The following is a 21,695-nucleotide window of genomic DNA, read 5'->3' on the forward strand; positions in this document are numbered from 1 at the left end:
AAGTAATGCAAGGAATCCCCGGACCGCTGCGGCACATGTGCCATATGCCGTACTGCAACTGCTGCCTGTCTTTTCACCACATCAGGCTCGGTGGTATTCTTGGAGTTCTCACACAACCAAGAAGGAAATTAAAATGAGTCAAACTCCAATTGATATGGTAACTCTCGCCCGAAGGATTGAGGCGCTTGAGAACGCATTTACTGTTGCTCTTCACTCAATTTCAACAGCATTACCATCAGTTAAATCAGATGTAATAGAGAACCTTAATCGGCACGCTCAGTCTTATGAGGGCAAAGATTCTTACATTGTTTCTACAAGTCGTTCGCTTGTTGAGCGAATCGAGGGCTTTAACCCCACCATTAAAGGCTGATTTTTGTTATCTCGCCGCCCTGGATGTGGGCGGCTTCAATCATCGAGCGCTCTTCAAGTGCCGAAATAGAAGCCAAATTTGCAAACACCGTAACGCACTGAACAACGCAGTCAGAGCAAATGGCCGCCTCGTCTTTTCCACCTTTAGCAATAATCCGTTTTGCCTGCTGTTCTGTAACTCCGCAGAAAGAGCACTTGTAGATACTGTTAACGCTCATTTATTTTCACCGCCACAATGTTCGCTGCTGATGAATAAAATCTAACTTAACTTAGTTTTTAGGTCAAGGGTAAACACCAAACTTTTCTTAGTTTAGTGTTTTGAGGAGTTAGGGAACTTAGATTTCATACTGAACGCCTTTGACAACGCCAATAATAAGGCAGTTACCGTTGATCGGTATGTTGGGGTAGCGAGGATTTAGTGGGACTAAAAATTTTTGTGGGCCATCAATGACAAGTTTTTTAACAGTCGCTTCGTTAGTGCCATCAATACGCGCAACAACAATCTTCCCATGAAGGGGTTCGACATCTGGATCAACAATAACGGTAGCCCCTTCAGGTATTGTTGGGAGGCCATTTGGATTGGTCATTGAATCCCCTTTGACCTCTAATGCGAACGAGCTATCTCCAATGCGAAGTGATGTCTCAACCCATTTATCGACATCGCTGAACAAATCAGCAGTTTTACATTCCGTAAACTGCCCAGCCTGAACCCAAGAAATCACTGGCACACGCCGCATTTTAGTTATGAGGGCACCTTCGAATTCGGTGCCGTAAAGAATGTAATCTATTGATGTATTGAAAAATTTCGCCAGCTTAACCAGCGATTCACCGTTTGGGATATTCACATCCTTTTCCCAATAACCGACCGCTACGTCACTAACACCGCAGAATTTACCCAGTTCTTTTTGAGAAGTTCTTGTAACCCTACGTAGGGCCTTAATGCGCTGACCAACCGTTTCCATGAAAGCACCAAATTTAAAAAAGACTAAGCAATCTTAGTTTTTATTGACCTAAGTTAGATTGGTTATTAATATCTAATCAAACTTAGCTAAGGAGGCTTCATGACAACCGACGAGATTGAACAACATTTCGGCAGCACTGAAAAAGTTGCCGAATTTTTTGGCATCACTAGTGAGGCCGTTTACCAGTGGCGTAACCGCCCAGGACGCTTAATCCCAAAAGGACGAGCTGCTGAAGCTGCGTATCGAACTGCTGGTGAACTGGAATTCAACCCAGCACGTTATGGCAAGAATACATCGCCAAGCGATCAGAAATAACCACAGAGATAAGGGGTTAACCGTGGGTATAGAACCTGAATGGAAAGTTGAGAAGCAGCCCGCCTGGCTAGTGGCCGCAATCAGGAAGACGATTGCCGCGTTGCCAGGAGGATACGCTGAAGCGGCGGAAATTCTGGATGAAACCCAGAATTCACTCTTTAACCGCCTTCGTGCTGGTGGCGACCAGATCTTTCCAATGGGCTGGGCAATGGTGCTGCAAAGCGCTGCTGGAGTAAGTTACATCGCTGACGCGTTCTCTCGTGAAACTGATAACGGAATTCACGTTCCCGGCGCCGTGCCTGATGATGAAAACGAAGAGATTGGCCTGAAACTGGCCGAGCTGGTGGGGAGGCTTGGTGAGCTGGTCAACGCTTACCGTCATTACATTGAAGATGGTGTAGTTGACCGGAGCGAGTGGCAAAGTCTTAACGATATCGCATATCAGTTCAGGGTCACTCTCATGACGTTCCTGAACCTTATTTCCCGTGTTTATTGCCTTCCAGAAATGGGTGAGGCCCGCGAGTGTGCAGCTCCGGGCCCCTTGGCGTGTCGTATCAGTGGAGAAACTAACGCATGAACAGTGTAACGGTAAACAACCGTCTCCCGCAACTACGTGGTATTCCCGTTATTGGAACCTCGTCGTTTCGGTATGAGCGGATGGTATCAGGCCGCTGGGTTCCATGTAACCACAGCAGGGCTATGGCGATTGTGGGTGTCTGGCGTCGGAAGGGGAGAGCGCTATGCGAGAACTTAACCGGCGTTTCAGAGATCACTATGGCGTCCCGGTGCGGGTCATCAGATGGGAGCCCGAGACTCGACGCGTTATATACCTTCGCGAAGGGTACGATCATGAGTGCTTCAGCCCTCTTGAGCAATTCCAGCGTAAATTTACAGAGTTAAAGGACGACCATGAGCCTGTTAATGCCATCCCGCCCGATAGTGATTAATCCTGACCTTGCTTACAGCATTGGGCTGAACGAGGCCATTGCGTTGCAGCAGGTTAATTACTGGCTGAAAGAAACCACCTCCGGACTGGAGCGTGACGGCGTGCGCTGGATTTACAACACCAATGAGCAGTGGCTGGAGCAGTTTCCGTTCTGGTCTGAATCCACCCTGAAGCGCACATTCACCCGCCTGAAAAACCTTGGCGTACTCAAAGTTGAGCAGCTGAACAAGTCTCAGCGCGACATGACGAACTATTACACGATCAACTACGAAAGTGAGCTTTTAGATGAGGTCAAAGTGACCAAATCGAAGAGTTCAAAATGCACTCTTCCATCAGGTCAAAATGAACCGATGGAAGAGGTCAAAGTGGAACGTTCCATCGGGTCAAAACGAACCGCTCTCATCAGGTCAAATTGCACTGATGTTCTTACAGAGAATACAACAGAGAATACTACAGATATTAAAAACCCTATTTGTCCGGTTGCGCCGCAACCAGACGGTGATGTGTTGATCACCGATCAGGCTAAACAGGTTTTAACCCATCTGAATCAGGTGACCAGTTCGCGTTATCAGGTTTCAACAACCTCGCTGCAAAACATTCGCGCCCGAATCGGGGAGGGCTTCACCGTTGAAGAGCTGTTGCTGGTAGTGGACTACTGCAACGCCAAGTGGAGCGACGATTTAACAATGGCGGCCTACCTGCGCCCACAAACGCTTTTCCAGCCAACAAAGTTTCCAGCGTATCTGAAGTCCGCTACCAACTGGGCGAATGCCGGAAGGCCAGCGCGTGTTAATGGGAAGTGGGAGCGTGAGGATGGAATCTTTAAATCCAGCTTCGAGAATACCGACTACAGCAAAGTCCCGGCGGGCTTCAGAGGAGCGAACTCATGAGCCTTCTGAAAGATATTCAAATTTTCATCGCTGAAAACCCTGGGTTAACTAACAAACAGATCGCAGCTTCAATGCCTCAATACCGCCTTCATGCTGTTCAGCGCGGTGTATGCCATCTGGTCAAATTGAATCGCGCAACACGGCAGCATAACGGTAAGTGCTACCAGTATTTTGCCAAAGCGCCGGGTGGTGACGTTAGCGAGGGGCGTTCTGCACTGAAAATTAACCGGGCAGATGCACCAGCTGTATCGGAACAGGAAGAAGCGCCGAATCCAGCTATAACCAGGATGATGGATAAGGCTCAAGGCCTGTTTGAAAAAGGGCTCTACCAGCGTGCGGCCACAGTTCTGTTGGATGCCTTTAATCGCTCTAAGGACGAAGAGCAGCGGATGAAGATACTGATTGAGCGTCAGCGTTGCCTGAGCATGGCGCCGAAAGTGAAAGCACCCTCTGATGCATGGTGTCTGGCTGGCCGAGCGAGGAATGTCTGATGAAATACTCACTGATTTACGCTGACCCAGCCTGGCTCTATGACAACAAAGCCAGTAACGGTGCAGCAGAAGATCACTACGACACGATGAAACTGATCGACATGAAGCGCTTACCGGTTTGGGACCTGGCTGCCGATGATGCAGTTTTGGCTATGTGGTTTACCGGAACCCATACCCGCGAAGCTATCGAACTGGCTGAAGCGTGGGGCTTTAAGGTCCGCACGATGAAGGGCTTTACCTGGGTAAAGTTCAACCCACTGGCAGAGCAGCATATCAACAAAACACTTCAGGCAGGCCGTGTAGAGGATTTTTACGACTTCTTAGACCTGCTGAACGCACAGACCCGCATGAACGGCGGGAACTACACCCGAGCCAATACCGAAGACCTGTTGATCGCCACCAGGGGAAATGGACTTGAACGCAAGTGCGCCAGCATCAAGCAGGTTATCTACAGTCCACTCGGTGAGCACAGCCAGAAGCCAGCAGAGGCGCGTTTCCGTCTGGAGAAGCTTTACGGTGATGTTCCACGCATCGAACTATTCAGCCGTTGCGGTGCGCCTGGCTGGGACCACTGGGGAAATCAATCTGAATCACCAGCTGTTGAGCTTATACCGGCAGTTGCCGTTCCCATGAAAAAACTACAGGAGCGCGCTGCATGAAAAAGCTATCTACCGAGCATGAGAACGCTGTGCGTGATGTAGCCCGTCAATGCAACGATGCCATCAAAAAAGCCCTAAAGCAGAATCCAAAGCCAAGCTGGAATGTCGTAGTGCCTCCGATCCTGAAGGAGTACCACGAGAAGGTTAAACCGATGGGTGTAAGCCTGGTGATGTTCAACAGCGTAATCGGACGCCTGAACGGGCGTTATGGAGTCGAGTCATGATCGAATTAACGCCGCGTCAGAATGAAGTGTTTGAAGCTATCAAGGTTCACATCGAAAAGGCTGGCTTTCCTCCTACGATGCTGGAGCTTGCCGGATTAATTGGCTGCGCATCACCGAACGCTGCTGTAGCGCACGTGAAGTCACTTAAGAAAAAAGGTTACATCACTGTTGCTCCTGGCGCTGCCAGGGGCATAACCGTCATCAAAACGGAAAGGGATGCAGATCCAGTAACGGTCATCAAAGACCTGCTATCCGGCGGAGACAAGGCCAGAGATAACGCTGTTGAATGGCTGAAAAAACAGGGAGTGAGTTTATGAAACTGGTGCTCCCGTTCCCACCGAGCGTAAACACATACTGGCGAGCCCCAAACAAGGGGCCATTAAAAGGCCGCCATCTTATCAGCGAGAAGGGCAGGGCATACCAGAGCGCGGCATGTGCAGCGATCATTGAGCAACTGCGTTGCCTTCCAAAACCATCATCATCACCAGCTGCGGTGGAGATCCTTCTCTTTCCGCCAGATGCCCGCCGCCGCGACATCGACAACTACAACAAGGCGTTGTTTGACGCGCTCACGCACGCAGGCATTTGGGAGGATGACAGCCAGGTGCAGAGAATGCTGGTGGAGTGGGGACCTAAAGTGCATGGCGGAAGGGTAGAAATATCGATAACCAGGCATCAACCAACAATGGGGGGAATTGGGTGAGAGCCATACTGACGCCTGAAATTGCGCCGATGTCTGGGGTGGTTCTGTTCCGCCCTGGTAACGAACTGCTCTGGCTATTCCGTCAGGGGAGGGTAGTTATTGAGCCACCATCCGAAGCCATCCAGCATCTGCCATCTGGATTAATCCCTGAAGCCCACCAGCCCCTGACTGACGATGCCAACATGCAGGCTATTTTCGTTAACGAGAGGGTCATTCAGCGAGCTGGTGGATTGAGTAGCCTTGATGCCTGGCTGGAGAGAAAATTTGAATGCCAATGGCCTCACACTGACTGGCATGCCAGTGACTTTACGGTTATGCGCCACGCTCCGGGGAGCATTCGTCTTTGTTGGTCATGTGATAACCATTTACGTGAGCAAACCACTGAAAGACTGGCAGGAATTGCCATGCAGAACCTGGTAAAATGGCTGCTGGAAAGGGTAAATATTGATTTAGGTTTCAGCACTGACCACACTCTTTCGCTTCCTGAGTTCTGCTGGTGGATGGTACGTAACGATCTGGCTGACCTTGTTCCTGAATCAGTGGCGAGTAAGGCACTCAGGATCAAGCCAGAACAGCACAGTTCAGTGATGAGGGAAAGCGACATTGTCCCGTCATTACCGGCTACGCAAATCTTTCAGGAGAAGGCAAAAAAGATAGTGGCGGTGAAGGTCGATCCTGAAACGCCGGAATCTTTCATGCTGAGGCCAAAGCGCCGACGCTGGGAAAACGAGAAATACACCCGCTGGGTGAAGTCGCAGCAGTGCAGTTGCTGCAATAATCCGGCAGACGACCCCCACCACCTGATAGGCCACGGGCAGGGTGGAATGGGTACCAAGGCGCATGACCTGTTTGTGATACCGCTGTGCAGAGCGCATCACGACGAGTTACACGCTGATCCCGTGGCATTTGAAGCGAAATACGGCGACCAGTTAACGCTGCTGTTTCGGTTTTTAGATCGTGCGCTGGCAATCGGCGTACTGGCGTAAGTGGAGACGCAAATGATCAATCCTTCAGAAGTAGGCAAATCCGGCGAGTTGGTTCGCCTTCGCACTCTCGAAAGTATCTGGGTACAGGGAAAGCTCCGCATGTGGGGCCGCTGGTCTTATATCGGTGGTGGCTCGGGCGGAAACATGTTCAACCAGCTGCTGGCATCCGGGAAAATAACCAAATCCGCCATCAACGATGCGCTGCGCCGCATGAAGAAATCCGGCATCACTAAACCCGAGCTGGAAGCATACCTGCGTGAAATTCTCGACAGTAAAAACAAAACTGGCCTGGCGTTCTGCTCTGACGAGGAGGGGCTGAAGATTGATGGCGTTATTGCTGCCGTATTGATGAACGAAGAATACCGTGGGTTGTATGGCGTGATTGTTGATCGTCATCGTCTGCGCAAGAGCAAACTCCAGATGGCTAAAGAGCTTAATTCAAAACACCCCGACTGGACCCTTATCACGTGCCGTCGTCGCATTGATACATGGGTTAGTCTTGCAGAATCGATCCTTTACGCACCACTTTGTGACGCGTTCGGCACAAATAGCGACAGATTTAAGTTGCAGAGTGAGCAGAAAAGTGCTTAAATTGTGTTAGGCTCGGGGCAGTAAAGCGCACTGAGCAACAGAACAAAGAAAGCCCGCCAGTAGCGCGGGTTTTTGCTTATAATGGGTTTCATTAGTATTGGATTATTTTAATCAATAATACTTGGAGATCCATCATGTATGTATTCGAGTTTTTAAAACCTGGCTTAACGATCGAATGTGGTGATGAAGAATTAGCATGGAAAATTGGTAATCTTCTCAATCACATTGAAAGCTCATTTTACGAAGCCAATGTTTCTCTCAATTTATTTATCAATGAAATGCAGCGAACCGGCCGTGATACTGATTCCTCTCAGCTATTATCCGAATTCGAATTAGATATGAAGAAACGATCTGAATTGGAGAAGCAGGTAAGAGAAGAAATGGGGGTAAGTGGTTATAACGAATATGTGATAATCGAAGCGGAAGCAAGATTGCGAAGAGAAAAATGGAATGGAGGTACTCCTCCAGAAAGCCATTCAAATGCACTCAAATATGTTTATGCTAAATCATTCCTATCCTCAATTGATTCAATTAAAAAATTCTTAAACGCTCTCGCTAATTCTAAAGAATTAACAACCCCTGAGAAAGTCAAGGAGTTGTATAAGAGTTTTTGCGAAGAGTTTCCTGATTTGAGGGGCGTGAGAAATACCACACAGCATTTGGATGAAAGAGTTCGTGGTATCGGTCAAGATAGAAAGCCTATGCAAATACAGCCTATTAATAAAGAAGAATTGCAAATTCCAGTTGGAATAGCTGTCTTTAATATGTTAAATGGATCTAAATTTGGAACAACAATGGGTGACGGTTCTTATGGAGAAGTTGATGTATCACCCGAAACGTTAAAAAAGATACAGATTATAATTCAGGAGTTAATGAATTGCTTTAGATGGGTTGGGCCAAAATCGCTATTGCCAAGATAATAAACATAAATAGAAGATAAATTATAAAAGACCGCATTATGCGGTCTTTTTCTTTTTAAAAGATGCTTTACAGCAATAAGAGGGGGCTAAATGTCCGATCCTGTTTCTGGCACTACGGTAGCGGCTGGTGGTCTGATGGGGGCCAGCATGTTCGGCCTGGCAACCGGCATTGATTATGGTGTGGTGTTTGGCGCATTCGCTGGTGCAGTGTTCTATGTCGCTACGGCGGTTAATATCAGCCGCCTTAAGCTGGTGGGCTACTTCATCACCTCATTCATCTTCGGCGTTATTGGCGCTCCACTTCTTGGCTCTTACTTCTCCAAATGGACGGGGTATAGCGACAGGCCACTTGATGCGCTGGGCGCGGTAATCGTAGCCGCTATTGCGATTAAGCTGCTGACGTTCGTCAACAGCCAGGATTTGGGTAGCCTGTTTGGAATTCTCTCTCGTTTACGTGGAGGAGGGACCAGCAATGGTAACAAGTGATCCGAGTGCAATGGCGAATGCCATCATCTGCGGGGTGATCGTTCTTGCCCTCATGTTCTACCAGCGTGGAGGGGCGAGACATCGTCCACTGATATCGCTGATGGCTTATTTCACGGTGCTGGTTTATGCCAGCGTCCCTTTCCGTTACCTGTTCGGCCTGTATCACGAATCGCACTGGTTTGTGGTGCTTGTGAACGTTCTGATTTGCGCTGCTCTTCTCTGGGCACGGGGAAACATGGCGCGCCTGATTGATGCACTGAGGCACTAATGAACCAATCACAATTTCTGAAGGCGGCTGGTATCAGCGCCGGGTTAGCTGCGCGCTGGTTTCCGCATATCGACGCCGCTATGAAGGAATACGGCATCACCGCACCGCTTGATCAGGCCATGTTTATTGCCCAGATGGGGCATGAAAGCACCAGATTTACCCGACTGGTGGAGAACCTGAATTACGCGGTTGAAAACCTGGTACCGACGTTCGGCAGCCACCGCATCACTCAACAGCAATCCGCCGCACTTGGCAGAACGGCAACGCAACCGGCAAACCAGAAAGCGATCGCCAATCTGGTATACGGTGGTGAGTGGGGAAAAGTACACCTGGGCAATCAGGTTGCCGGTGATGGCTGGAAATATCGCGGTCGCGGGCTGAAACAGGTTACCGGGCTGAGCAACTATCGCAGTTGTGGCCACGCGTTGAAACTGGACCTTGTTACCCACCCGGAGCTGCTTGAACAGGATGAATACGCCGCGCGCTCAGCCGCATGGTTCTATGCCTCCCGTGGTTGCCTGCTTCATTCCGGCGACGTTGAGCGCGTGACGCTTCTTATCAATGGTGGCAGAAACGGGCTGGATAAACGCCGCGCGCTGTTTAACCTGGCGAAATCTGTTCTGGTGTGAGGTGAGTGTGGGTATCGAAACGATAATCGGGCTGGCCGCACTGGTGATTTCCGCTATCGCCGGTGCCTTTGGCCTGGGCCATATTCGCGGCACCAGCAAAGCGGAAGCGAAAGCGGACCAGCAGCGCACCGAAGATAACGCAGCGGCAACGGTCACAGCAGCCGAACGCCGGGTAGAAGCAACGAAAGAGGCCAGCAATGTACAGCAGACTGTTAACCATATGCCTGGCGACGATGTTGATCGCGAGCTGCGGGACAACTGGACCCGTAAGGGTTGAGGTAGTGGACACGGCTTGCGACTGGGTTAAACCCATTTACGGCACCGCTCATGACTGGGATGTTCTGGACCGCCAGACGAAGAAAGACATCCTGGCGCATAACAAAGCGTGGCAGGCTAACTGCCAGAAACAGGAGTGAAGCATGCTGCTGTGTTCACATTCAATAGCGGGGATATTTCCATACCCACCCAAGAGAGAGCCACAGATGAAAGTTCAGGATTTAAGTCATGCCTATAGCATCTGGGAAAACATTCGAGAACTGCAAAAACAGCGCGATCTCATCGCTGGCGGAGGTGGTCTCGGTGTGACTATCCAGTCAGCATATCAGGATGCTGCCTTTGAAGAGGCAATCCGGCCTCATGCTGTAGCAGAGCTGGAACGTCGTATTGAGAAACAGAAAAAAGTCATCATCGACCTCGGTGTTTCTTTTTCTGACGGCTAGGCATTGCAGCAGGCATTCACTGAGTGCCTGTGATAATGTTTTCGGACATATTTTTCAAGGAGCTTTACATGTCCGAATATCTTTTAACCTGGGAATATTATGACCAGGACTGGAATTTGTGTGAGAAAGGAAATTTTGTGATGAGGGTTAATAAAGGTGATTCTTTCTTAGATAGCCTGACTGGTTACACCGAAGCGATGGCTGAAGCCAGAGGTGCAGAAAAGAACAGGGTAGTGGTTAGCTACTGCACAAAAATAAATTAGCTCTTAAACCAACCTATAGCCTCGCAATAGCGGGGCTTTTTATTACCAGAAGAAGGAGAAGAAGCATGTTAACAGTAAAAGTGATGTCGCCGGGCGGCGGCGAAGAGATTCATTGCGGGTTGAGTGTAGGGTTCAATCCGGGGCAGCAGAGCATCGCGGTATCGGGAATGGACAAAAATGTATTCCTGAAACCCGGCGAGGTCGCCTATGTGATGAACCAGAATGGAAAGACGGTATCTCGTTACGAGCATATTGCCAGTCAGGAAGCACTGCATAACGCGGTGGATTCGTAGCCATTACAAAGCTCACCTGCTGGTGGGCTTGATAATGGTTGTCCCCACAACCGGATAATGTTGGCGGCATCCCCTGTGAGATATGGGGAAGAGCAGGCAACGATTGACTACCTGCTCTTATCTTTTAAAGACTAAATCCAAGCTTTTTTGCAAGGTTTTTAATCAAACTATTGGTATTGAGATATTCCGTTGTTCCTACAGCAGCGCCGCAAGAAGCGCACTGGATGAAAAGGATACGAAAATTACTGTTCGAGACAGGGTGCTCCTTCATTTCGAACCTTGTAGATGAGCACTTTGGGCAAGAAGTTGTAGCCATAAAAATCCTTATAAGAGGTAATCAGCCATCCCTCTTGTTTAGGTTCGCTGATGTCCCACCATCAACGGACTGAGTAGTCAACATATCCAAAATTAATAATCCTAGCAATTACATGGTTTTGGTTTTATGCGCATCGCACGCGCACATCAAAGAAAGTCTTTCAGCTGTGAGCCTGGGCAAACCGTTAACTTTCGGCGGCTTTGCCGTGCGACAGGCTCACGTCTAAAAGGAAAATCAAATGCAGGTCACTATTGATGGTGTCCCGTATGTGCCTGCCTGCGCTTCAGCGTCACGGATTGGCATTGCCATTTCGACACATCAGCGCGCAGACGTTTTAAAACGTTCTCTCGAACAGCATCTGAGGCACCTGCCAGCCGGCGCGCTGGTAGTGGTAGTCGATGATGGTTCAAAACCTGCCGCAGTAGTGCCTGACGGCGTGCAGCTGCTTCGCCATGAAACATCACTCGGCATTGTTGCATCGAAGAACGCCAGTTTAACCGCGCTAATGGACGCCGGGTGTGAGCATCTCTTCCTGTGGGACGATGACGCCTGGCCCATCGCTGATAACTGGCACTTGCCTTACATCGAATCACCCGAGCCACACCTGGCTTATCAGTTTCTCGATCTGGCAGGGACGAATAAGCTGAAGGATATGGCGGTCCTGTACCGGGATGATAAGCACATCGCTTACACCGGGCAGCGCGGCGTGATGTTGTATTACCACCGCAGCGCCATTGAGAAAGTAGGTGGATTCGATCCGATATACGGCCGTGGTATGTATGAACACAGTGACCTCGCGCTACGTATCCATAACGCTGGCCTGACGACGTGGGCTTACGGTGATGTGGTCGGTTCAGAAAAGCTGATCCATTCTCTCGATGAGCATGAAGCCGTAGAGCGTTCGGTACCGCGTCCCGACCGACAGGCGCTGGTGGAACGTAACGTGAAGGTCCACAACGAACGGCGTGATGCCGGGTTTACTGGTTACGTTGAATACCGCCAGCAGCGCGACGTGGTTATCACAACGCTGCTTACCAGTCAGCCTGACCCGCAGCGCGGCACTAAAATGGCGGCCTCGCCTGACATGCTGAGCAAATGGGCGGCCTCGCTTCGCCAGTGTGGGCGTATAGCGCTGGTGGATGAATTACTGACGGCCCCGGCAGATGTTGAGCTGTATCTCGTATCTGACGTGAAGATGAATGTCTACTTTCGTCGATGGCTGCACATCTGGCAGCACCTGCGAGATCACCCTGAATACCGGTTCGTCTGGTGTACTGATGGTACCGATGTCGAAATGCTTCGCGCGCCGTGGGAAGAAATGGAAACCGGAAAGGTGTATGTCGGTTCAGAACCAAAGACCTACGCCGATACCTGGGCAAAGCAGAATCATCCGGAGCGCATCTATCAGGAGTTTATCGAAGCGCACCGCAACGATGTGATGCTTAACGCTGGTCTGCTGGGTGGTTCCCGCGCTGATGTAATGGCGTTCGCTCACGGCATCATCCGTCTTTACTACCGGATCGAGAGTTATCGGTTCTGGAAGAAAGAACAGGCTGGCGTCGCTGTGGGCGACATGTTGGCGTTCGGCATTGTTGCGAAGTCATTCGCTGACAGGTTGGTCACCGGCCCTCTGGTACATACCGTTTTCAAAACTGATGGCATCGGCAAAGAAAATGCCTGGTGGCGCCATAAATAACAGGAGTTCTTATGATTTCATATGAGGTTGAGTTTCCGACTCAAAAATCGTTTAGCTTAAAAATAAACGGTTACTCTTCAGCGGAGGGACTGGACTGTACAACGGTTGATGCTATTGGCGGTGACGTCAAAGTACAACTCGATAAGAAGACAATGCTGACTGTACCTTACCGTGAAGATATTTCGTCAGACTTTACTCTTGAAGGTTACAAGCAGCGCGCTGAAACTCACGCGATAACTGTAATCGATCAGATTGTGAATGCGGCTCAGCACCGAGCCGCTGAAGATTTAATTCAGGAAGTTACGAACGCGGTTGCTTCTTCTGAATTATTTTCTCAATTCTCTTAATCGCTTCGTGAGCATCTGGGGCAGATGAAATTTCAGGCGGTGTAACCTCCTTCAGTACATCCATCAGAACGTCCCCAACATTCTGTTTTGGTGACAGCTTGTTAACAGCTTCAATAATCAAAGAAAAAACCAGTTTATTGGTGGCTTTTTCAATCTTTAATTCACGTTGCAAATCTGCAACTGCTTTTTCCAGTTCTGACATGGAACCCATGGGTATTTTCCTTTTCGGAGGTAATCAGCCATCCCCCCGCGACAGAGTGCGCCAGTGTCCAACCACTGACGGGCTGAATGCTTACCTTAACCAGGGTTAAAACGAAGCAACACCCTGATATTCAGACAGTAGCCGCCATCGTGCGGCTTTTTTATTGGAGATTCGCTGGTGGCTGAAGACATAAAGTTTGTGGTGGTCGGCCATGTTTCTCGCATAGTTCATGCACAACGTCTCGCTGCGATGCTGGATGCCCATCTGCTTATTGATGACGGTAACCACGGTGCGAACTGGAATCATCGGCGTGCGCTTGAGTGGACAGCAGAACAAACCTGCCGGGTAGTTGTTGTTGAAGATGATGCGATGCCAGTGGACTTGTTCTTCACTTCAGTCACGAGCTGGCTTAACCGCTTCCCGGAATCGCTGGTGAGTTTTTACCTGGGCACTGGCCGACCACCACAGTATCAGATGCAGGTAGCCGAACGTCTGATTGTTGCTGACAAGACACGGTCTGACTTCATCACGCTGCCGCGCCTTATACACGGCGTGTGCTACAGCGTACCGCCTCAGCATATTGAACGAGTCCTTTCTCGATGGGACAGCAGCAAGCCCGCCGATTACGCTGTGGGTGATGCTTGGGACGGCTCAGTGATCTATCCGTGTTACTCGCTGGTGGACCATACTGACGGCGAGCCGGTTGAGTGTCACCCTGACTCAGCGCTACGCACAGAACGCCGCCGGGCGTGGAGGTTAGCCTGATGCCTGCGTTAATACCGAGAGCATGCCGCAAGCGTGGCTGCCCTGGCACAACCACTGACCGCTCAGGCTATTGTCCCCAGCACCTTAACGAAGGCTGGCAGCAGCATCAGCGGGGACAGAGCCGACATCAGCGCGGCTATGGCAGTAAGTGGGACAGGCTGCGCCCAATCGTTCTCGACAGAGATAAACACCTTTGTCAGGAATGCCTGCGAAATGGAAGGTATACACCCGCTGAGACGGTGGACCACATCACCGCCAAAGCAAATGGGGGGACCGATGACCTGTCCAACCTCGAAAGCCTCTGCAAGCCTTGCCACAGGGCGAAGACAGCGGTCGAAAGACTAAAATGACATCAATACTCATTTGAATCAACCGAGGGGGAGGGCGGGTAAAAACCTCAGGGGAATCACCCTAAAGGACCGCCGCCTAACCTCTTTTCACATCGCCGCAGGTTAGAAAACTTTTTTATGGGGTCCCCCATTCGATGATTAATAGGAGTTTTCGATTATGTCTGGACCACCGAAAACCCCGACCCATCTACGTTTGGTGAGGGGTAACCCATCTAAACGCCCGATCAATGAGAACGAACCAAAACCCGCTGCTGGGGTACCCCCAACGCCGAAGCATTTCGACAAGCAGGGGAAATACTGGTTTAAACGGATGGCCGACGAGCTTGATGCTATCGGTGTGATGTCTCAGCTGGACGCCAGAGCCCTTGAGCTGCTGGTTGAGGCTTATACCGAATACCGGCATCACTGCGACACGCTTGAAGTTGAGGGCTACACCTACCGGACCGAAACGCAGAACGGTGATGTGCTGATCAAGGCTCACCCCGCCGCCATCATGAAAGCTGATGCCTGGAAACGTCTGCGAGCCATGCTTGGTGAGTTCGGCATGACGCCAGCCAGCCGCTCTAAAGTCAATGCAAAAGGTCCTGATGCGGTTGATCCGCTGGCCGAGTTTATGAAAGCGAGGGATTAATGGCTAAGGTTGCAGAAGGCATCCGCTATGCCGAGAGGGTAGTGGCGGGGGAAATTATTGCCTGTGAGTATGTGCGCCTTGCCTGTCAGCGTTTTCTTGACGATCTGGCACATGGCGAAGAGCGCGGTATTTTCTTCAGTAAGCCGCGCGCACAGCACATTCTGAATTTCTATAATTTTGTGCCTCACGTAAAAGGCGCGCTGGCAGGACAGCCTATTGAGCTGATGGACTGGCACGTTTTCATTCTGATTAATATTTTTGGTTTCGTGATCCCGCTGGTTAACGAAGAAACGGGAGAAACCGTCCTGCGTAATGACGGTAGCGGTCGTCCAGTAATGGTTCGGCGCTTTCGTACAGCAGATGTTGAGGTGGCCCGTAAAAATGCCAAATCAACGCTTTGCTCCGGCGTGGGGCTTTATATGGCTGGTGCCGACGGCGAGGGCGGTGCGGAGGTTTATTCCGCTGCAACCACCCGTGACCAGGCACGAATTGTTTTTGAAGACGCGAAAAATATGGTCAAGAAGGCGAAAGCCACGCTTGGGCGGATCTTCGAATTCAACAAGCTCGCTATCTACCAGGAGCAAACGGCCTCCAAATTCGAGCCTTTATCATCAGATGCGAACAACCTCGACGGCCTGAACATCCACTGTGCCATCGTCGACGAGCTGCATGCTCACAAAACCCGTGACGTCTGGGACGTTCTGGAGACGGCAACCGGCGCGCGTCTGCAATCGCTGCTTTTCGGTATCACCACCGCCGGTTTCAACAAAGAAGGCATCTGCTACGAATTGCGTGATTACGCCATCAAGGTGCTGCGTGGACTGGTAAAAGACGATACGTTTTTTGCCATCATCTACACCTTAGATGAAGGTGACGATCCCTTTGATGAAAAAGTCTGGCAGAAGGCGAATCCGGGGCTGGGTATCTGTAAGCGCTGGGATGACCTGCGCCGCCTGGCTAAAAAGGCGAAAGAGCAGGTTTCGGCCAGAATTAACTTTTTCACCAAGCACATGAATATCTGGGTTACCGCTGAGTCAGCCTGGATGGACATGATGAAATGGGAGAAATGCGAGTTTATCGCCCCGCTGCACGAACTTAAAACCTATCCCTCCTGGGTGGGCGTTGACCTGTCAAACAAAATTGATATCTGTGCGGCCGCGAAAGTCTGGCGGGCGCCAGATGGCCACGTTCATGCGGATTTCAAATTCTGGCTACCGGAAGGACGCCTTGAGAAATGTTCACGCCAGATGGCAGAGCTCTATCGTAAGTGGGCCGGGATGGGCAAACTGATCCTTACCGACGGGGATGTAATCGACCATGCTCAGATTAAGGAAGAGCTACAGCTGTGGGTTGCTGGCGAGAGCCTGAAAGAAATTGGCTTCGACCCGTGGAGTGCGACGCAGTTCAGCCTTGCGCTGGCAGAAGAAGGTTTGCCGCTGGTGGAAGTGCCGCAGACGGTTCGCAATTTCTCTGAGGCGATGAAAGAGGTCGAAGCGCTGGTATACGGTGGCCGCTTCCATCACAGCGATCACCCGGTGATGAACTGGATGATGTCCAACGTAACCGTCAAACCGGACCGGAACGAGAACATATTCCCGAATAAGTCCACACCTGAGGCCAAGATTGATGGCCCTGCGGCCTTGTTCACAGCAATGAGCCGCGTTCTGGTTAACGGTGGCAACGACCAGCAGGATCTCTCCGGATTCTTCAATAATCCCATCATGGTAGGTTTCTGATGAAAAAAAACAAACGGCCAGGCAGGGTTAAAAGTGCTCTGCTTAACTGGCTTGGTGTGCCTATCAGCCTGACTACCGGCACGTTCTGGGAGGAATGGTTTGGTACCAGCAGCAGCGGAAAGGTGGTAACGGCCGATAAAGCCATCCAGCTATCGGCTGTGTGGGCATGCGTAAGGCTGTTAAGCGAGTCTATTTCAACACTTCCGCTGAAAATATACGTTCGACAGCCTGACGGTTCGCGTAAAGCGGCAACCGATCATCCGGCCTACTCGATACTGTGCCGCCGACCCAATTCAGAAATGACACCATCACGCTTTATGTTGATGGTGGTCGCCAGTATTTGCCTGCGCGGGAACGCCTTCATTGAGAAGAAATTCATCGCAAACCGCCTGGTTTCGCTGGTGCCTTTACTGCCGCAGAACATGGTGGTTAAACGTCTGACGACCGGGGCGCTGGAATACAAATACACTGAAAACGGTAACGAGCGCGTCATTCCCGTCAAAAACATCATGCACATTCGCGGGTTCGGTCTTGACGGTGTTTGCGGCATGATGCCGATGAAAACAGGCCGGGATGTGATCGGTTCTGCAATGGCGGTTGAAGAGTCCGCGGCGAAGATATTCGAACAGGGCCTGCAAAGTTCAGGGTTTCTCTCTGCTGAGAATGCGCTGACTGACGAACAACGTGAAAGACTTCGCAGCTACATGGCTGCATTTACCGGTTCAAAAAACGCCGGGAAAATCATGGTGCTTGAGGGAGGTTTGACGTACCAGGGCGTAACCATGAATCCCGAAGACGCTCAGATGCTCGAAAGCCGCGCCTTTAGCATTGAGGAGATCTGCCGCTGGTTTCGCGTTCCGCCTTTCATGGTCGGTCACACCACGAAGCAAAGCAGCTGGGCATCCAGTCTGGAGGGCATGAACCTCCAGTTCCTGACGCACACCCTGCGACCCCTGTTGGTGAACATAGAACAGGAAATAGGACGGTGCCTGCTGGACAGCGATGATGAGGTGTTCGCGGAGTTCTCTGTAGAAGGGCTGCTGCGCGCCGATAGCGCGGGCCGTGCTGCGTACTATACCAGCGCGCTCCAGAATGGGTGGATGTCCCGTAATGACGTGCGCCGTCTTGAAAATATGCCACCGATTGAAGGGGGGGACATTTACACCGTTCAGCTCAACCTGACGCAACTGAAAAATCTCGAAAGCAGCAATCCTGCTGTTCAGGCTCTGGCCCTGAGAGAACTGCATAACCACATATTCCCTGATATTTCCTTTGAACAATCTCCGCTGAAACAGGCCGCTTAGGAGCACTTTCCTGATGAGCAAAAAACAACTTCCGGCAGCACCGGCGGGTCGCCCCTGCGCGCGAGTCACCTGTGAAACTTTACCCTCCGCCCTGGATCGCTGGGATGGCGGGATCAAAGCCGCGTCCACCGACGACAACAGTATTTCTGTTTTTGATGTGATCGGGCAGGACTACTGGGGTGAAGGCGTAACAGCCAAACGTATCGCCGGTGCGCTACGGGCGATGAATGGCGCCGACGTCACGGTCAATATCAACTCCCCTGGCGGTGACATGTTCGAAGGCCTGGCAATCTACAACCTTCTACGTGAATACGAAGGCCGTGTGACGGTGAAGGTGCTCGGTATCGCCGCCAGCGCTGCCTCAGTCATTGCGATGGCCGGGGATGATATTCAGATCGGTCGTGGTGCCTTCCTGATGATCCACAACTGCTGGGTCTACGCGATGGGTAACCGCCATGACTTCGCGGAACTGGCACAGTCTCTGGAGCCCTTCGATAACGCTATGGCAGACATCTACGCGGCGCGTTCCGGCCTTGATATGGCAGCTGTTCAGAAACTGATGGATGCCGAGAGTTACATCGGTGGCAGTGACGCTGTGGCGAAGGGACTGGCAGACAGCCTGCTTTCTGCTGATGCGGTCAGTGATGGCGATGAATCACCCGCGGCCGCGCTTCGCAAACTTGATGCGCTGCTGGCTAAAACCAACACCCCGCGCTCTGAGCGCAGAAAACTCATTAAAGCCTTATCCGGTGGCATGCCTGGCGCTGTCACCACCAACGACGGTACGCCGGGCGCTGCCGAAGATATCAAACCTGAAACCCTCAATTCACTTGAAAGCGCTCTTGCGGCGTTAGTCAAATAAGGACCCTTTATGTCTGAAGTAAACGAAATTCTGAAAAAAGTCACTGCCAGCATTGAAGAGGCAACCGGCAAATTCAACGCGAAAGCAGAAGACGCACTCAAAGAGGCACTGAAGTCAGGCAGGCTGTCAGAAGAAACAAAAGCAGCCGTTGATAAAATGGCTTCTGAGTTCAATGCGCTGCGTGAAGCTGAAAAAACCCTGAAGGCCGCAATGGGCGAACTGGAGCAACATGTTGCCCAGATGCCGCTGGCAAACGCGAAACAGGTTGTCGAGTCCGTTGGCCACCAGGTGATCTCCGCTGAAGCCCTGAAAACCTTTGCTTCCAGCGTGGAAGGCGGTAAGCGCATCAGCATCCCGGTCAAGGCCGCCCTGACTTCGGTGGATGTGCCTGATGGTGTTGTAGAGCCACAGCGCCTGCCGGGTATCGATACGGCACCGAAACAGCGTCTGTTCATCCGCGATCTGATTGCTCCAGGTCGTACGTCCTCCTCAGCTATTTTCTGGGTGCAGCAGACAGGCTTTACCAATAACGCGAAAGTGGTTCCTGAAAATACGCAGAAACCATACAGCGAAATTGAGTTCACGCCGAAAATCACTGGCGTCAGCACCATCGCGCACCTGTTCAAAGCCTCAAAGCAGATCCTGGATGACTTCGCACAGTTGCAGTCCACCGTTGATGCCGAAATGCGCTACGGACTGAAGTATGCAGAAGAGCAGGAAATTCTCTTCGGTGATGGTACCGGCGTTCATCTGCACGGCATCGTTCCTCAGGCGTCAGCGTTCAATCCGGCGTTCACTGTCGAACAGCAGAGCGGGATTGACGATCTGCGTCTGGCAATGTTGCAGGCACAGCTGGCACGCTTCCCGGCGTCTGGTCATGTTCTTCACTTCATTGACTGGGCGCGGATCGAGCTGACCAAAGACAGCCTGGGTCGTTACATTCTGGCGAACCCTGCGGCGCTGACTGGTCCGACTCTGTGGGGCCTGCCGGTTGTTGCAACGGAAGCGGCAGCCTTCCAGGGTAAATTCCTGACCGGTGCATTTAACGCTGGTGCGCAAATCTTCGACCGCGAAGATGCGAACGTGGTTATCTCCACGGAGAACGCCGACGACTTCGAGAAAAACATGATCACCATCCGTTGCGAAGAACGTCTGGCGCTGGCTGTGAAACGCCCTGAGGCGTTCGTGTACGGTTCATTCAGCACCGGCGCGGGTAGCTGATAACTATTGCGGCCTTCGGGCCGCTTTTTTCGGGGCAAACAAATGCTTGATCAGAATGTGGTGAAACAGCATTGCCGCATTGATACCGACTTTACGGGTGATGATGCTCTGCTGGAGATTTACACAGGTGCGGCGGCCCGGTACGTCCAGACATGGACACGGAGAACGCTCTATGAAAAGGAAAGCAGCCCTGGCTACGCTGACGACCCGGACCCGATCCTGCTCAATGATGATGTGAAGGCAGCCATGCTACTGCTTATCGGACACTGGTATGCAAACCGGGAATCCGTTGCCATCGGGCAAACCGTTGCAGAGGTCCCGCTTGCAGTTGAAGCCCTGCTTCAGCCATACCGAATTTACGGGGTGTAGGAGGGTTTATGCAGGCCGGAAGACTGAGAGACAGGGTGGTAATTCAGAACATCACAACATCCAGAGACCCTTCTGGTCAGCCTGTTGAAACGTGGCATGACGGCGCGACTACATGGGCAGAAGTTAAAGGTATCAGCGGGCGTGAGCTTGTAGCGGCAGGTGCAGAAACGGCCGTAGCCACTATCAGGGTATGGACTCGATTTCGTAACGATATAACTGCTGCGTCAAGACTCAGGGTTGTGACTGGCCCGTTCAAGGGAGTCATTCTAAATATCATTGGTCCGCCTATACCTGATTCTCGCGGTATACAACTCGAAATTCTTTGTAAGCAGGGGATCGAAAAATGATAGAGACGAGCCTCGATTTTTCCGGGTTAAATGACATCGCAAAGGATCTGGAGGCCCTTAGCCGCGCTGAAAACAATAAGGTTCTTCGTGATGCCACGCGCGCCGGCGCGGAAGTGCTTAAGGAAGAGGTGATCGCACGTGCACCGGTACGCACCGGAAAACTGAAAAAAAACGTGGTGGTTGTGACCCAAAAAAGCCGCCGCCGCGGGGAGATTTCTTCCGGCGTCCATATTCGTGGCGTTAACCTGCGCACCGGAAACAGCGATAACACGATGAAGGCGAATAACCCGAGAAACGCCTTTTACTGGCGATTCGTTGAGCTGGGCACCGCGAACATGCCTGCACATCCGTTTGTGCGACCCGCTTACGATACTCGCGAGGAAGAGGCCGCCAGCGTCGCCATTGCCAGGATGAATCAGGCTATTGATGAGGTATTGAGCAAGTGAATGAAGATAATATCTACGCCTTGCTTTCTTCCCTGGCAGAAGGACGGGTATACCCCTATGTTGCGCCATTAGGTAGTGACGGGAAACCGTCTGTCTCTCCACCCTGGATTATCTTTTCCATCGTCGATGATGTTTCCGCTGACGTACTGTGTGGCCAGGCAGAGAGCAGGGTTTCCGTTCAGGTCGATGTGTATTCCACTTCGATCGCTGAATCACGATCCCTGAGAGATTTGGTGCTCGCTTCGCTTGAGCCGTTAACCCCTACAGAGGTGGTAAAAATCCCCGGGTACGAGCCAGATTATCGGCTCTACCGTGCCACCCTGGATTTTAAAGTTACCCCCTGACAATTAATTCACCCAACGAACCCGCCTGATGGCGGGTTTTCTTTT

Annotated in this window: 37 protein-coding genes; 34 read left to right on the forward strand and 3 right to left on the reverse strand. The window is 51.3% G+C overall.

Annotation, left to right across the window (positions count from 1 at the left end; genetic code table 11):
* Positions 1–133: 133 nt before the first annotated feature.
* Entirely contained in the window at positions 134–370 is a 237-nt protein-coding gene (locus tag ACQG0S_RS08595; protein ID WP_058647394.1) for a hypothetical protein, read from the forward strand.
* Here ACQG0S_RS08595 and ACQG0S_RS08600 read toward each other — a convergent pair.
* Both ACQG0S_RS08600 and ACQG0S_RS08605 read right to left on the reverse strand, forming a co-directional pair.
* On the reverse strand, positions 360–587 hold the full coding sequence (locus ACQG0S_RS08600; RefSeq protein WP_062932511.1) for a ClpX C4-type zinc finger protein: 228 nt from the start codon (positions 585–587) through the stop codon (positions 360–362). The two genes, ACQG0S_RS08595 and ACQG0S_RS08600, sit on opposite strands and share 11 nt — an antisense overlap.
* 117 nt (positions 588–704) lie before the next feature.
* Positions 705–1,331, reverse strand: coding sequence for a LexA family protein (locus tag ACQG0S_RS08605; protein ID WP_023315868.1), 627 nt, complete (start codon positions 1,329–1,331; stop codon positions 705–707).
* 99 nt (positions 1,332–1,430) lie between these two features.
* On the opposite strand from ACQG0S_RS08605, the gene ACQG0S_RS08610 reads away from it, so the two are divergent.
* The 22 genes from ACQG0S_RS08610 (at position 1,431) to ACQG0S_RS08715 (ending at position 13,073) form a co-directional block, all read left to right on the forward strand.
* Positions 1,431–1,646, forward strand: a complete 216-nt coding sequence (locus ACQG0S_RS08610; RefSeq protein WP_232946177.1) for a Cro/CI family transcriptional regulator — start codon at positions 1,431–1,433, stop codon at positions 1,644–1,646.
* Between the two features lie 22 nt (positions 1,647–1,668).
* Positions 1,669–2,223 carry a YmfL family putative regulatory protein gene (locus tag ACQG0S_RS08615; protein WP_023315870.1) on the forward strand — a complete coding sequence of 185 codons (555 nt, stop codon included), beginning with the start codon at positions 1,669–1,671 and terminating at the stop codon, positions 2,221–2,223.
* A gap of 163 nt (positions 2,224–2,386) precedes the next feature.
* Positions 2,387–2,593, forward strand: a complete 207-nt coding sequence (locus tag ACQG0S_RS08620) for a DUF4222 domain-containing protein (protein WP_044703888.1) — start codon at positions 2,387–2,389, stop codon at positions 2,591–2,593.
* Positions 2,556–3,482 (forward strand): conserved phage C-terminal domain-containing protein, encoded by a 927-nt coding sequence (locus tag ACQG0S_RS08625; protein ID WP_232946178.1) that lies wholly within the window; start codon positions 2,556–2,558, stop codon positions 3,480–3,482. The genes ACQG0S_RS08620 and ACQG0S_RS08625 overlap by 38 nt, the downstream gene beginning before the upstream one ends.
* Entirely contained in the window at positions 3,479–3,973 is a 495-nt protein-coding gene (locus ACQG0S_RS08630; RefSeq protein ID WP_232946180.1) for a hypothetical protein, read from the forward strand. Before ACQG0S_RS08625 ends, ACQG0S_RS08630 begins: the two co-directional genes overlap by 4 nt.
* Entirely contained in the window at positions 3,973–4,632 is a 660-nt protein-coding gene (locus ACQG0S_RS08635; protein WP_232946182.1) for an MT-A70 family methyltransferase, read from the forward strand. Before ACQG0S_RS08630 ends, ACQG0S_RS08635 begins: the two co-directional genes overlap by 1 nt.
* Positions 4,629–4,856 (forward strand): hypothetical protein, encoded by a 228-nt coding sequence (locus ACQG0S_RS08640; RefSeq protein ID WP_023305905.1) that lies wholly within the window; start codon positions 4,629–4,631, stop codon positions 4,854–4,856. The genes ACQG0S_RS08635 and ACQG0S_RS08640 overlap by 4 nt, the downstream gene beginning before the upstream one ends.
* Positions 4,853–5,173, forward strand: coding sequence for a LexA family transcriptional regulator (locus tag ACQG0S_RS08645; RefSeq protein WP_232946184.1), 321 nt, complete (start codon positions 4,853–4,855; stop codon positions 5,171–5,173). Before ACQG0S_RS08640 ends, ACQG0S_RS08645 begins: the two co-directional genes overlap by 4 nt.
* The gene (locus ACQG0S_RS08650) at positions 5,170–5,559 is read left to right on the forward strand and encodes a RusA family crossover junction endodeoxyribonuclease (protein WP_022650833.1); all 390 of its coding nucleotides are present in this window, start codon (positions 5,170–5,172) and stop codon (positions 5,557–5,559) included. Before ACQG0S_RS08645 ends, ACQG0S_RS08650 begins: the two co-directional genes overlap by 4 nt.
* Positions 5,556–6,545 carry a DUF968 domain-containing protein gene (locus tag ACQG0S_RS08655; protein ID WP_232946186.1) on the forward strand — a complete coding sequence of 330 codons (990 nt, stop codon included), beginning with the start codon at positions 5,556–5,558 and terminating at the stop codon, positions 6,543–6,545. Before ACQG0S_RS08650 ends, ACQG0S_RS08655 begins: the two co-directional genes overlap by 4 nt.
* A gap of 12 nt (positions 6,546–6,557) precedes the next feature.
* Complete coding sequence (locus ACQG0S_RS08660) at positions 6,558–7,136, forward strand: DUF1133 family protein (protein WP_032668764.1); 579 nt, start codon at positions 6,558–6,560, stop codon at positions 7,134–7,136.
* 134 nt (positions 7,137–7,270) lie between these two features.
* On the forward strand, positions 7,271–8,056 hold the full coding sequence (locus ACQG0S_RS08665) for a hypothetical protein (RefSeq protein ID WP_426750219.1): 786 nt from the start codon (positions 7,271–7,273) through the stop codon (positions 8,054–8,056).
* Positions 8,057–8,146: 90 nt separating this feature from the next.
* Complete coding sequence (locus ACQG0S_RS08670) at positions 8,147–8,542, forward strand: phage holin family protein (protein WP_017145563.1); 396 nt, start codon at positions 8,147–8,149, stop codon at positions 8,540–8,542.
* Positions 8,529–8,810 (forward strand): phage holin family protein, encoded by a 282-nt coding sequence (locus tag ACQG0S_RS08675; RefSeq protein ID WP_045338888.1) that lies wholly within the window; start codon positions 8,529–8,531, stop codon positions 8,808–8,810. Before ACQG0S_RS08670 ends, ACQG0S_RS08675 begins: the two co-directional genes overlap by 14 nt.
* Complete coding sequence (locus ACQG0S_RS08680) at positions 8,810–9,439, forward strand: glycoside hydrolase family 19 protein (RefSeq protein ID WP_400176941.1); 630 nt, start codon at positions 8,810–8,812, stop codon at positions 9,437–9,439. The genes ACQG0S_RS08675 and ACQG0S_RS08680 overlap by 1 nt, the downstream gene beginning before the upstream one ends.
* A 7-nt stretch (positions 9,440–9,446) precedes the next feature.
* Positions 9,447–9,716, forward strand: coding sequence for a hypothetical protein (locus tag ACQG0S_RS08685; protein WP_023296246.1), 270 nt, complete (start codon positions 9,447–9,449; stop codon positions 9,714–9,716).
* A gap of 4 nt (positions 9,717–9,720) precedes the next feature.
* Positions 9,721–9,855: a hypothetical protein gene (locus tag ACQG0S_RS08690; RefSeq protein WP_032671062.1), complete on the forward strand. Its 135-nt coding sequence runs from the start codon at positions 9,721–9,723 to the stop codon at positions 9,853–9,855.
* Between the two features lie 66 nt (positions 9,856–9,921).
* A complete protein-coding gene (locus ACQG0S_RS08695) occupies positions 9,922–10,158 on the forward strand; it encodes a hypothetical protein (RefSeq protein ID WP_032671572.1) in 237 nt (78 codons plus the stop codon).
* Positions 10,159–10,226: 68 nt separating this feature from the next.
* A complete protein-coding gene (locus ACQG0S_RS08700) occupies positions 10,227–10,421 on the forward strand; it encodes a hypothetical protein (RefSeq protein ID WP_023305914.1) in 195 nt (64 codons plus the stop codon).
* A gap of 65 nt (positions 10,422–10,486) precedes the next feature.
* On the forward strand, positions 10,487–10,714 hold the full coding sequence (locus tag ACQG0S_RS08705) for a hypothetical protein (RefSeq protein ID WP_023305915.1): 228 nt from the start codon (positions 10,487–10,489) through the stop codon (positions 10,712–10,714).
* A 554-nt stretch (positions 10,715–11,268) separates the two neighbouring features.
* Positions 11,269–12,726 carry a glycosyltransferase family 2 protein gene (locus ACQG0S_RS08710; RefSeq protein ID WP_426750223.1) on the forward strand — a complete coding sequence of 486 codons (1,458 nt, stop codon included), beginning with the start codon at positions 11,269–11,271 and terminating at the stop codon, positions 12,724–12,726.
* An 11-nt stretch (positions 12,727–12,737) separates the two neighbouring features.
* Positions 12,738–13,073, forward strand: coding sequence for a hypothetical protein (locus tag ACQG0S_RS08715; protein WP_332941975.1), 336 nt, complete (start codon positions 12,738–12,740; stop codon positions 13,071–13,073).
* On the opposite strand, the gene ACQG0S_RS08720 is transcribed toward ACQG0S_RS08715, so the two are convergent.
* The gene (locus ACQG0S_RS08720) at positions 13,027–13,284 is read right to left on the reverse strand and encodes a hypothetical protein (RefSeq protein ID WP_332941976.1); all 258 of its coding nucleotides are present in this window, start codon (positions 13,282–13,284) and stop codon (positions 13,027–13,029) included. The two genes, ACQG0S_RS08715 and ACQG0S_RS08720, sit on opposite strands and share 47 nt — an antisense overlap.
* A gap of 165 nt (positions 13,285–13,449) precedes the next feature.
* Here ACQG0S_RS08720 and ACQG0S_RS08725 point away from each other — a divergent pair, with 165 nt between their 5' ends.
* The 11 genes from ACQG0S_RS08725 (at position 13,450) to gp17 (ending at position 21,650) form a co-directional block, all read left to right on the forward strand.
* Positions 13,450–14,040 carry a hypothetical protein gene (locus ACQG0S_RS08725; RefSeq protein WP_426750797.1) on the forward strand — a complete coding sequence of 197 codons (591 nt, stop codon included), beginning with the start codon at positions 13,450–13,452 and terminating at the stop codon, positions 14,038–14,040.
* Positions 14,040–14,390, forward strand: a complete 351-nt coding sequence (locus ACQG0S_RS08730) for an HNH endonuclease (RefSeq protein WP_044703918.1) — start codon at positions 14,040–14,042, stop codon at positions 14,388–14,390. Before ACQG0S_RS08725 ends, ACQG0S_RS08730 begins: the two co-directional genes overlap by 1 nt.
* A 157-nt stretch (positions 14,391–14,547) precedes the next feature.
* Positions 14,548–15,021: a phage terminase small subunit P27 family gene (locus tag ACQG0S_RS08735; protein WP_113787965.1), complete on the forward strand. Its 474-nt coding sequence runs from the start codon at positions 14,548–14,550 to the stop codon at positions 15,019–15,021.
* Positions 15,021–16,757 (forward strand): terminase large subunit, encoded by a 1,737-nt coding sequence (locus ACQG0S_RS08740; RefSeq protein WP_426750227.1) that lies wholly within the window; start codon positions 15,021–15,023, stop codon positions 16,755–16,757. Before ACQG0S_RS08735 ends, ACQG0S_RS08740 begins: the two co-directional genes overlap by 1 nt.
* Positions 16,757–18,061, forward strand: a complete 1,305-nt coding sequence (locus tag ACQG0S_RS08745; RefSeq protein ID WP_426750229.1) for a phage portal protein — start codon at positions 16,757–16,759, stop codon at positions 18,059–18,061. The genes ACQG0S_RS08740 and ACQG0S_RS08745 overlap by 1 nt, the downstream gene beginning before the upstream one ends.
* Before the next feature lie 13 nt (positions 18,062–18,074).
* Positions 18,075–18,923: a head maturation protease, ClpP-related gene (locus tag ACQG0S_RS08750; protein ID WP_023305924.1), complete on the forward strand. Its 849-nt coding sequence runs from the start codon at positions 18,075–18,077 to the stop codon at positions 18,921–18,923.
* Between the two features lie 9 nt (positions 18,924–18,932).
* The gene (locus tag ACQG0S_RS08755; protein WP_426750231.1) at positions 18,933–20,144 is read left to right on the forward strand and encodes a phage major capsid protein; all 1,212 of its coding nucleotides are present in this window, start codon (positions 18,933–18,935) and stop codon (positions 20,142–20,144) included.
* Between the two features lie 42 nt (positions 20,145–20,186).
* Positions 20,187–20,513 carry a head-tail connector protein gene (locus ACQG0S_RS08760; RefSeq protein WP_032667407.1) on the forward strand — a complete coding sequence of 109 codons (327 nt, stop codon included), beginning with the start codon at positions 20,187–20,189 and terminating at the stop codon, positions 20,511–20,513.
* An 8-nt stretch (positions 20,514–20,521) separates the two neighbouring features.
* The gene (locus ACQG0S_RS08765; protein WP_022648888.1) at positions 20,522–20,860 is read left to right on the forward strand and encodes a phage head closure protein; all 339 of its coding nucleotides are present in this window, start codon (positions 20,522–20,524) and stop codon (positions 20,858–20,860) included.
* The gene (locus ACQG0S_RS08770; protein WP_040117538.1) at positions 20,857–21,306 is read left to right on the forward strand and encodes an HK97-gp10 family putative phage morphogenesis protein; all 450 of its coding nucleotides are present in this window, start codon (positions 20,857–20,859) and stop codon (positions 21,304–21,306) included. Before ACQG0S_RS08765 ends, ACQG0S_RS08770 begins: the two co-directional genes overlap by 4 nt.
* Complete coding sequence (gp17, locus tag ACQG0S_RS08775) at positions 21,303–21,650, forward strand: tail completion protein gp17 (RefSeq protein ID WP_022648886.1); 348 nt, start codon at positions 21,303–21,305, stop codon at positions 21,648–21,650. Before ACQG0S_RS08770 ends, gp17 begins: the two co-directional genes overlap by 4 nt.
* Positions 21,651–21,695: the final 45 nt, after the last annotated feature.

Origin of the sequence: Enterobacter cloacae complex sp. 418I7 (assembly GCF_050030705.1) — a bacterium.
Classification (GTDB): Bacteria; Pseudomonadota; Gammaproteobacteria; order Enterobacterales; family Enterobacteriaceae; genus Enterobacter; species Enterobacter intestinihominis.

Coding starts and splice junctions, on each gene's coding strand:
- ACQG0S_RS08740 (WP_426750227.1), top strand. CDS start 15,021: ATGGCTAAGGTTGCAGAAGGCATCCGCTATGCCGAGAGGGTAGTGGCG.
- ACQG0S_RS08700 (WP_023305914.1), top strand. CDS start 10,227: ATGTCCGAATATCTTTTAACCTGGGAATATTATGACCAGGACTGGAAT.
- ACQG0S_RS08730 (WP_044703918.1), top strand. CDS start 14,040: ATGCCTGCGTTAATACCGAGAGCATGCCGCAAGCGTGGCTGCCCTGGC.
- ACQG0S_RS08640 (WP_023305905.1), top strand. CDS start 4,629: ATGAAAAAGCTATCTACCGAGCATGAGAACGCTGTGCGTGATGTAGCC.
- ACQG0S_RS08600 (WP_062932511.1), bottom strand. CDS start 587: ATGAGCGTTAACAGTATCTACAAGTGCTCTTTCTGCGGAGTTACAGAA.
- ACQG0S_RS08720 (WP_332941976.1), bottom strand. CDS start 13,284: ATGGGTTCCATGTCAGAACTGGAAAAAGCAGTTGCAGATTTGCAACGT.
- ACQG0S_RS08750 (WP_023305924.1), top strand. CDS start 18,075: ATGAGCAAAAAACAACTTCCGGCAGCACCGGCGGGTCGCCCCTGCGCG.
- ACQG0S_RS08735 (WP_113787965.1), top strand. CDS start 14,548: ATGTCTGGACCACCGAAAACCCCGACCCATCTACGTTTGGTGAGGGGT.
- ACQG0S_RS08770 (WP_040117538.1), top strand. CDS start 20,857: ATGATAGAGACGAGCCTCGATTTTTCCGGGTTAAATGACATCGCAAAG.
- ACQG0S_RS08660 (WP_032668764.1), top strand. CDS start 6,558: ATGATCAATCCTTCAGAAGTAGGCAAATCCGGCGAGTTGGTTCGCCTT.
- ACQG0S_RS08745 (WP_426750229.1), top strand. CDS start 16,757: ATGAAAAAAAACAAACGGCCAGGCAGGGTTAAAAGTGCTCTGCTTAAC.
- ACQG0S_RS08670 (WP_017145563.1), top strand. CDS start 8,147: ATGTCCGATCCTGTTTCTGGCACTACGGTAGCGGCTGGTGGTCTGATG.
- ACQG0S_RS08765 (WP_022648888.1), top strand. CDS start 20,522: ATGCAGGCCGGAAGACTGAGAGACAGGGTGGTAATTCAGAACATCACA.
- ACQG0S_RS08635 (WP_232946182.1), top strand. CDS start 3,973: ATGAAATACTCACTGATTTACGCTGACCCAGCCTGGCTCTATGACAAC.
- ACQG0S_RS08755 (WP_426750231.1), top strand. CDS start 18,933: ATGTCTGAAGTAAACGAAATTCTGAAAAAAGTCACTGCCAGCATTGAA.
- ACQG0S_RS08705 (WP_023305915.1), top strand. CDS start 10,487: ATGTTAACAGTAAAAGTGATGTCGCCGGGCGGCGGCGAAGAGATTCAT.
- ACQG0S_RS08680 (WP_400176941.1), top strand. CDS start 8,810: ATGAACCAATCACAATTTCTGAAGGCGGCTGGTATCAGCGCCGGGTTA.
- ACQG0S_RS08610 (WP_232946177.1), top strand. CDS start 1,431: ATGACAACCGACGAGATTGAACAACATTTCGGCAGCACTGAAAAAGTT.
- ACQG0S_RS08710 (WP_426750223.1), top strand. CDS start 11,269: ATGCAGGTCACTATTGATGGTGTCCCGTATGTGCCTGCCTGCGCTTCA.
- ACQG0S_RS08650 (WP_022650833.1), top strand. CDS start 5,170: ATGAAACTGGTGCTCCCGTTCCCACCGAGCGTAAACACATACTGGCGA.
- ACQG0S_RS08605 (WP_023315868.1), bottom strand. CDS start 1,331: ATGGAAACGGTTGGTCAGCGCATTAAGGCCCTACGTAGGGTTACAAGA.
- ACQG0S_RS08630 (WP_232946180.1), top strand. CDS start 3,479: ATGAGCCTTCTGAAAGATATTCAAATTTTCATCGCTGAAAACCCTGGG.
- ACQG0S_RS08715 (WP_332941975.1), top strand. CDS start 12,738: ATGATTTCATATGAGGTTGAGTTTCCGACTCAAAAATCGTTTAGCTTA.
- ACQG0S_RS08695 (WP_032671572.1), top strand. CDS start 9,922: ATGAAAGTTCAGGATTTAAGTCATGCCTATAGCATCTGGGAAAACATT.
- ACQG0S_RS08645 (WP_232946184.1), top strand. CDS start 4,853: ATGATCGAATTAACGCCGCGTCAGAATGAAGTGTTTGAAGCTATCAAG.
- ACQG0S_RS08595 (WP_058647394.1), top strand. CDS start 134: ATGAGTCAAACTCCAATTGATATGGTAACTCTCGCCCGAAGGATTGAG.
- ACQG0S_RS08620 (WP_044703888.1), top strand. CDS start 2,387: ATGCGAGAACTTAACCGGCGTTTCAGAGATCACTATGGCGTCCCGGTG.
- ACQG0S_RS08665 (WP_426750219.1), top strand. CDS start 7,271: ATGTATGTATTCGAGTTTTTAAAACCTGGCTTAACGATCGAATGTGGT.
- ACQG0S_RS08760 (WP_032667407.1), top strand. CDS start 20,187: ATGCTTGATCAGAATGTGGTGAAACAGCATTGCCGCATTGATACCGAC.
- ACQG0S_RS08675 (WP_045338888.1), top strand. CDS start 8,529: ATGGTAACAAGTGATCCGAGTGCAATGGCGAATGCCATCATCTGCGGG.
- ACQG0S_RS08625 (WP_232946178.1), top strand. CDS start 2,556: ATGAGCCTGTTAATGCCATCCCGCCCGATAGTGATTAATCCTGACCTT.